Here is a 7,651-nt window from a genome sequence, read left to right on the forward strand (position 1 = left end):
CGGCGATGACCCGGCCGTTCACCGGCCCTCCTCCTTGCGGAGGTAGTCGCTCAGCTCGTCCAGCTCGGCGCGGACGCGGTCGATGCGTTGGGGCTGCGGGCGGCGCTCGGGCGGCGGGGCGGGCCTCGGGGTCCTTGCGGAGCAGGTGGAGGACCAGGGCCTCCAGCGCCTCGGGGATGTCGGGGCGGAGCCGGCGGACCGGGACGGGCTCCTCGTGGAGGTGGCGGTGCAGGACGCCGAGGGCGGTGGAGCCGGCGAACGGGACGGAGCCGCTGAGGAGTTCGTGCAGGAGGACCCCGAGGGCGTACAGGTCGGTGTACGGGCCGACGGCGCCGCCCATGGCCTGTTCGGGCGCCATGTAGGCGGGGCTCCCGATGGGCGAGCCGGTGTGGGTGAGGCGGGTGGTGTCGGTGTCCAGGGCGGAGGCGATGCCCAGGTCGAGGACGACGAGGGTGCCGTCCGGCCGGATCATGACGTTGCGGGGCTTGAGGTCCCGGTGGACGATCGGCACCGCGTGCACGGCGGCGAGCACCGCGCACAGCTGCGCGGCGACCGAGACGGCCCAGGGCCAGGGGTAGGGGTCGTGCTCGGCGAGGTGGTCGGAGAGGTCGGCGCCCTCGACGTACTGCATGACGAGGTAGAGGTCCTCGCCGTCGCTGCCGGCGTCGTGGACGGTGACGAGCCCGGGGTGGTCGACCTGGGCGGTGACCCGGCACTCGCGGACGAAGCGGCGGCGCATCTCCTCGCCGTCCGGGGCGCCGGCGACCCGGTCGGGGCGCAGCAGCTTGACGGCGACCCGGCGGTCCAGGCGGCGGTCGTAGCCGATCCAGACCTGGCCCATACCGCCCTGGCCGAGGAGGACGGAGAGTTCGTACCGGTCGGCGATGACCCGGCCGTTCACCGGCCCTCCTCCTTGCGGAGGTAGTCGCTCAGCTCGTCCAGCTCGGCGCGGACGCGGTCGATGCGCTGGGGCTGCGGGCGGCGCTCGGGCGGCGGGGCGGGGACGCCGGGCGGCGGGGCCGGGTGCCCGTAGGGCGCGGGCGGCGGGGGCGTCCCGGGGGCGGTGGTGGCGTACGGGCCGGCGGCGGGCGCGCCCGGGTGGCCGGGGACGGCGAAGGGCTGGGTCTCCTGGGCGTGCAGCGGGGGGTGCGGGTGGACGGGCGGCGGGCCGTACGGCGGCAGGGCGGGGCCGGGCGCCATGGGGGCGGGGCCGGGCGCCATCGGGGCGTGCGGGGCCGCGCCGGGGTATACCGGGAACGGCGCCCGGTCGCGGGCCCGTTCGGCGCGCAGGTCGGTGACGAGGTAGTAGGCGACCACCCCGGCTATCTGGAGCAGCAGGAGGCCGACGCCCGCGTTGGTGCGCCAGTCGTCCTCCGGGAAGCTGGTGATGAGCACGCCGGTGCCGATGAACAGCGCGGTCTGGCCGGCGAACAGCCACCAGCCCAGCGGCCGGCGCATGACGATCGCGGCCCGCAGCATCGCCGTCCAGGCCAGGAAGCCCAGGCTGAGCACCGTGGCGGCCACGAAGACCACCCGCAGCGCGAGGACCGTCCCGCGCGCCGGGGGACGGTACGGCGGCGGGGCCGGGACTGGGCCGTGCATCACTGCTCCTGATGGATCGTTCGTGGCCGGGGGCCGGCCGCTTCGCCGCGGCACGGCCTCGTGCGCCACGCGGGTCCGCCGGTGCGCGCACGTGCCTGCGAGCGTATATACGACACCGGACGCGCGGGCAGGGTTGTACGGATCGGGCCGGGCAATGTGCCCGGGACCGCGGCCGCGTCCCGCCGGGCGGGGGTCAGCCCGGCTCCACCGTGCCGTCCGTCAGGCCGTCGTGGAGCCCCTGGACGAGCTGCCCGCCGAGCCGGGCGGCCAGCCGCAGGGCGTCCTCGAACGCGGCCAGGTCGGCGAAGCGGCGGCCGTAGCGGCGCTGTTCGGCGAGCGGCAGCCGGGGCAGCTGGAGGCGGCGGGCGTCGAGCCGGGTGGCGGTGGAGGCGTAGCTGCTGGCCTGGCGGGTGTTGGCGGTGCCGCGCAGGAAGCCGGCCAGGAACCACGGGTCGAGGGCGGCGGTGTCCGGGCGCAGCAGGGTGAGGTTGCGGCCCAGGGCGGCGCCGGCGGTGGCCGCGTCCACGACCCGGGCGACGGCGCCGCCGCCGAGGACCGGCACCACCACGTCGCCCTCCTCGACCAGGACCGGCTCCTCGGGGGCGCCGGAGGCGGGGGTCTCGGGGAGGGTGCCGGAGGGGGCGAGGCCGGCGATGACGTCGTGGTCGGTGAGGACCGGGGGCGCGGCGGTGCCGGGGGCGGCGGTGCCGGCGCCGCCGGTGCGCAGGACCAGGGCGCCGGAGCGGGCCAGTTCGCCGACCGTGGTCAGCGGCCAGCGGGCACCGGGCGGCCCGGCGGCGGGCGCGGCGGGGCGGGGGGCCAGCTCGGTGGTGCGGGCCAGGGTGGCGGTGAGGCGGTCGTGGACGCCGGCCAGTTCGGCGGGGCCGCCGGCCGCGGCGGGCGGCGGCAGGTGCCGGGCGGGCGCGAGATCCACATCGTCGCCGAGCAGGTCGATGGCGGCCAGCGAACGGCGCACGCCCGGGATCTCCTCGACGCCGCCGGCGTGGTCGAACTCCCGCCAGGCGTCCAGGGCGGTGGCCCGGACGGCCGGCCAGTCGGGCTTGTCGCGGCCGGGCCCGGCGCCGGTCGGCGGGGCGGTGTCCACGACGAGCAGCTGCGGGACCGGCGGGGTGGCGCCGGGCTTGCGCAGCACCCACAGGTGCAGCGGGATGCCGTGCGGCGGGGCGGCGCCGGCGGGCAGCGCGATCACCGCGCGCAGCGCGCCGCGGCGCAGCAGGTCGGCGCGGATCCGGCGGCCGGAGCGGCGGGACGCGGCGGCGGGCGGCATGAGGAGGACGGCGGTGCCGCCGGGCCGCAGCCGGGCCAGCGCGTGCTGGACCCAGGCCAGCTCGGATTCGGTGCGGGCCGGGAAGCCGTACTCCCAGCGGGGGTCGTAGGCCAGCTCGTCGTGGCCCCAGTTGCGCTCGTTGAACGGCGGGTGGACGAGGACGGCGTCGGCGGCCGGCTCCGGGAAGGCGTCGGCGCGCAGGGTGTCGGCGGCGCGCACCCGGACCTGGGCGGCGGGCGCCTCCAGGGCGAGGCGGAGCGCGGTGAGGGCGGCGAGGTCGGGGTCGGCGTCCTGGCCGTGGAGGGTGAGGGGGGCGGCGGGCTCCTCGGCGCGGTCGGCGGCCCTATCGGCGCGCCCGGCGGCCCTATCGGCGCGCCCGGCGGCTCCGGTGCCCCCGGCCTCCCCCGCCCGCTCGCACGCCGCCGCCAGCAGCGCCCCGGCGCCGCACGCCGGATCCAGGACGGTGGTCAACGGGCCGTCCCCGCAAGCGAGTTCGGCCATCAGGGCGGCCGGCCCCGGCGGGGTGAGGGTGTACTGGCGGGGGTTGGCATCCAGGTGGCGGCCGAGCAGGAAGCCGTACGCCTCGGCGGCGCCGTCCGCGGCGGCGAGGTCGCCGGCCGCGCGGACCAGGGCGGCGGAGTGGGCCAGCGCCTGGCGGGTCAGGCCGCGGACGGGGTGGTCGGGCCCGAAGCGGGCGGCGAGGACCGACTCCAGCATCGCGGGCAGCACACCGGTCAGCTCGGTGTCGTCGGCGGCGGCGCGCAGCCGGCGCCAGGCGGCCGGGCGGTCGTGGACGAGCAGGAGGACGGCGCCGGCCTGGCGGAGCGCCGCGGCGGCCCCGGCGGGGTGGCCGACGAGCTGCTGCCAGACCCGTTCGCGGGCCGGGACCTCGGCGAGTTTGCCCTGATCGCGCAGCCACTGTTCGACCTCGCGGAGGGCGAAGGCGGGGCTGGTCTCGGTGCCGCCGACCGGTTTGGGGAAGTCGGCGTGGCGGCGCCGCCAGTTGCTGACCGCGGCCCGGCCGACGCCGGCGAGCCGGGCGATACCGGCGGCGGTCACCTCGGTGGGCCGGCCGTCCGCCCCGCTGTCGCCCCGCGCGGTGGTGTCCGCAGCGCCGTGGATCGCACTGCCGTCCGTCGCCTTCTCCGGCACCTGACTGGCTCCCGTCCCTGATGACCCCGTGACCTCTGCGTGACCTCTGTGTTCCCGAGCATACCCATGCGGCACGAACCGCCCGCTTCACGCCGTGAATAATCTCGGCCCGTGAACTCACGTTGACTCGGTTCACACCTCATGCTGTGATTGACCCACCGATTCGACGGAACGATGTCCACGCCCGGAAGGGGCCCCTTCGCATGTCCCAGCAGATGCAGTACCAGCCCGTCCCGGAGGGGACGCCCGGCATGCCGGCCCCCCAGGCGGCCCGCAACGGCCTCGGCGTCGCCGCCCTGGTCCTCGGCATCATCGGCCTGCTCAGCGGTATCCCGATGGTGCTGTTCTGGCTCGCCGGGCCGCTCGGCCTCCTGGCGCTGATCTTCGGCCTGGTCGGCGCGAGCCGGGTCAAGAAGGGCCAGGCCACCAACAAGGGCGTGGCGATCACCGGCGCCGTGCTGGGCGGCCTCGCCCTGATCCTCGCGATCGTCGGCGTCGTCCTCACCGCGCTTGTCGTGAACAAGACCGTCGACGAGATCAACAAGCAGGTCAAGGGCTCCCAGGCGCAGCCCAAGGACGGCGGCGAGAGCGGCGGCAAGGGCGGCGAGACCAAGTCCTACGGCCCCGGCGACACCGCCGTCTACCCGGACAAGGGCCTTGAGGTGACCGTCGCCAAGCCGTCCCCGTACACGATCGGCGAGTTCGCCTCCGGCCACACCGCGGGCAACAAGGCGTACAAGGTCAGCGTGAAGATCACGAACAAGGGCAAGGCCGCCTTCAACCCGGCGCTGACCCAGATCAAGGCCAGGACCGGCGCCGAGGGCCGCGAGGCGGAGCAGATCATCGACGGCAAGATCGGCGTCGGCTTCGACGGCACCATCGCCCCGGGCGCCGCCGCCACCGTGGACGTCGCCTTCGACGCCCCGGCCACCGCCAAGGACCTCGACGTCGAGGTCACCCCGGACATCCTGATGCAGGGCGTCCACTGGAAGCTGCCCACCAGCTGACCCCGCTCCGGCACCACCGACGCACCGGCCCCGGCCCGGTCCGCACCCACCGCGGACCGGGCCGGGGCCGTTCGCACGACCGCGGCTACTTCGCCGAGAAGCGCTCCGGCGCGACGGTCGGCGTCCCGCCGCCCGGCAGCGCCTGCCGCGGGCACGACGTGAGCACCTTCGCCATCGCCGCCTTCTCCTCCCGCGTCACCCACAGCCCGTACTTCTTCTTCACCGCCACCTGGCGCGCGACGTACGTGCAGCGGTAACCGGCGTACGGGGGCAGCCAGTCCGCGGCGTCCCCGTCGCTCTTGCGGCGGTTGGCGGAGGCGTCCACCGCGATGAGGTTCAGCGGATCGTTGGCCAGCGCCACCCGCTTGCGGCCCGGCCACTGCCGCGCGCCGGTCCGCCAGGCGTCCGACAGCGCCACCACGTGGTCGATGTCCACGGTGCTGCGGCCGCGCCGGTAGTCCAGCTCCTTCCCGGTGTACGGGTCCTTCGGCAGCGTCCCGGAGACCACCACGCACTTCTTGGCGTCCCGGAACGCGGTGGACCGCAGATCCCGCTTGAGGATGTCGTCGCGGGTCCCGCAGCCGTTGCCGTCCGTATCGGCCCAGGCCGAACCGAACCGGTCGCGCGCGTAACCGTCCTGCGTCCCGGCCCGCTTGACGGCCAGTGAGTCCAGCGCGCGCAGGGCGCTGCCCGGCGCCCCCGGCCCGCCGACCCCGTCCGCCGCCGCGGCCGTCGGACCCGCCCCCGTACCGCCGGTGAGCCCGCCGCCCGGTCCGGAGCAGCCGGTGACGGCGAGCAGCGCGGCCAGGGCGGCGGCGGCCGCCGCGCGCGGGGCGAGGGAACGGGCGGGGAACAGGGGCCGTATCACGGTCGGGCATCCAATCCGGGTGCGTGGCACCAGCGTTGCGGGACAGGTGAACGAGGGGCGGGCCCGGCCTGTGGACAACGGACCGGAACCGCCCCGACTCGGATATCTTTTCGGAAATCGAGAGTGAGGACGCCCATGGACACGGCCGCAGCAACGGCGGCGGACGGCCGCACCGCCGGCCCCGCCGCCGGCCCGGCGGCCGCGCCCCCGCCGTCCCGCCTCGCCGCGCTGCGCGCCCCGCGCCTCGACCCGTACTGGACCGCCGGCTTCTTCTTCCTCGCCTACGCCGTCCTGTCCTTCTGGCGCTACCGCACGATGTCCGCCATCTCCTGGGACCTCGGCATCTTCGAACAGGCCGTCCGCGGCTACGCCCACCTCCGGGCGCCGATCGTCGACCTCAAGGGGCCGGGCACCAACATCCTCGGCGACCACTTCAGCCCCGTCCTGGTGCTGCTCGCCCCCTTCTACCGGCTGTTCCCCTCCCCCCTGACCCTGCTCACCGCCCAGTCCGCGCTGTTCGCGCTCTCCGCGATACCGGTCACCCGCGCCGCCGCCCGCCACCTCGGCCGCCGGCGCGGCCTGGCCCTCGGCCTCGCCTACGGCCTGTCCTGGGGCCTCCAGCGCGCCGCCGACTTCGACTTCCACGAAATAGCCTTCGCGGTCCCGCTGATCGCCTTCGCGCTCGAAGCGGCGCTGCGCGGCCGGTGGAACGCCGCCGCCTGCTGGGCCGTCCCCCTCGTCCTGGTCAAGGAGGACCTCGGCGTCACCGCCGCCGCCATCGGCGCGCTCTCCCTCATCCGCACCCGCCGCCCCGGCCCGCTGCCGCTCGCCCTGGTCGCCTTCGGCATCACCGCCACCGCCGTCACCCTCGGCGTCCTCATCCCCGCCGCGAACGGCTCCGGCTCCTACGACTACTGGAGCAAACTCGGCGCCCACGGCGGCGCCGCCCCCGCCATCCCCCTCACCGTCGCGCTGCGCACGCTGCTGTGGGTGCTGCTCCCCACCACCGGCCTGCTCGCGCTCCGCTCACCGCTGCTGCTCGTCGCCGCGCCCACCCTCGGCTGGCGCTTCCTCTCGCACGACCCGCACTACTGGGGCACGGACTGGCACTACAACGCCGTCCTGATGCCGGTGGTCTTCCTCGCCCTGGTCGACGCCCTGCCGCGCGCCCTGGCGTCGCCGCGCCCGTGGCTGCGCTCTTACGCCCACCACCTGCCCGCGGCCGTCCTGGCCGCCGCGCTCGCCCTTTCGACGTCGCTGCCGATGGCGCGGCTCGCGGAGTCCGCGACGTATCGGACGCCGGCGTCCGTGCGTGCCGCCTCGCGGCTCCTCGACCGGATTCCTGACGGTGCGACGGTTGAGGCCGACGTCCGGCCGCTCGGCCGGCTCACGGGGCGGGCCCGGGTGTTCTGGCTCGGCGCGGGCGGGCTGACGCCCGAGTATGTCGCCGTGCAGCGGCCTGTGGACCGGCCCCTGGCGCAGGTCGTCGTGGACGCGGAGGCGCGGCATCCGGGCGCGCGGTATGTGCCGGTGGGCGTGGCGGGTGAGGTCGTCGTCCTCCGCCGCAGCCCCTGACGGGGCGCGGGCCCGTACGTCGTTGGCTCTCCCGCCGCGGGGGTTGCTGATTTTGCGCCTTCGGCGCGAGGGGTTTGTGGGGTGGGGCCCCGGTTTGTGGGGGTGCCGGGTGGGGTGCGTTCGGGGTGGGGTGTGCGGACTGCTGTCGCTTTACGTCCG

At 76.3% G+C, this 7,651-nt stretch carries 6 protein-coding genes; 2 read left to right on the forward strand and 4 right to left on the reverse strand.

Annotated features, from left to right (window positions below; genetic code table 11):
* From ADL22_RS08580 to ADL22_RS08590, 3 genes are all read right to left on the reverse strand, one after another.
* The coding region (locus tag ADL22_RS08580) for a serine/threonine-protein kinase (RefSeq protein WP_234430601.1) at nucleotides 1-841 on the reverse strand (841 nt) is incomplete at its 3' end.
* 56 nt (nucleotides 842-897) lie between these two features.
* A complete protein-coding gene (locus ADL22_RS08585) occupies nucleotides 898-1,602 on the reverse strand; it encodes a hypothetical protein (protein ID WP_066975397.1) in 705 nt (234 codons plus the stop codon).
* A 193-nt stretch (nucleotides 1,603-1,795) separates the two neighbouring features.
* Nucleotides 1,796-3,949 (reverse strand): N-6 DNA methylase, encoded by a 2,154-nt coding sequence (locus tag ADL22_RS08590; RefSeq protein WP_234430602.1) that lies wholly within the window; start codon nucleotides 3,947-3,949, stop codon nucleotides 1,796-1,798.
* 296 nt (nucleotides 3,950-4,245) lie between these two features.
* Between ADL22_RS08590 and ADL22_RS08595 the strand changes: the two genes are divergently transcribed.
* The gene (locus ADL22_RS08595) at nucleotides 4,246-5,049 is read left to right on the forward strand and encodes a DUF4190 domain-containing protein (protein ID WP_066975400.1); all 804 of its coding nucleotides are present in this window, start codon (nucleotides 4,246-4,248) and stop codon (nucleotides 5,047-5,049) included.
* A gap of 85 nt (nucleotides 5,050-5,134) precedes the next feature.
* Here ADL22_RS08595 and ADL22_RS08600 read toward each other — a convergent pair whose 3' ends face one another.
* Nucleotides 5,135-5,917, reverse strand: a complete 783-nt coding sequence (locus ADL22_RS08600) for an HNH endonuclease family protein (RefSeq protein ID WP_079063953.1) — start codon at nucleotides 5,915-5,917, stop codon at nucleotides 5,135-5,137.
* A gap of 135 nt (nucleotides 5,918-6,052) precedes the next feature.
* On the opposite strand from ADL22_RS08600, the gene ADL22_RS08605 reads away from it, so the two are divergent.
* The gene (locus tag ADL22_RS08605; RefSeq protein ID WP_066975403.1) at nucleotides 6,053-7,492 is read left to right on the forward strand and encodes a DUF2079 domain-containing protein; all 1,440 of its coding nucleotides are present in this window, start codon (nucleotides 6,053-6,055) and stop codon (nucleotides 7,490-7,492) included.
* The last annotated feature ends 159 nt before the right edge of the window (nucleotides 7,493-7,651 follow it).

This window comes from Streptomyces sp. NRRL F-4489 (genome assembly GCF_001509485.1).
Lineage (GTDB): Bacteria > Actinomycetota > Actinomycetes > Streptomycetales > Streptomycetaceae > Streptomyces.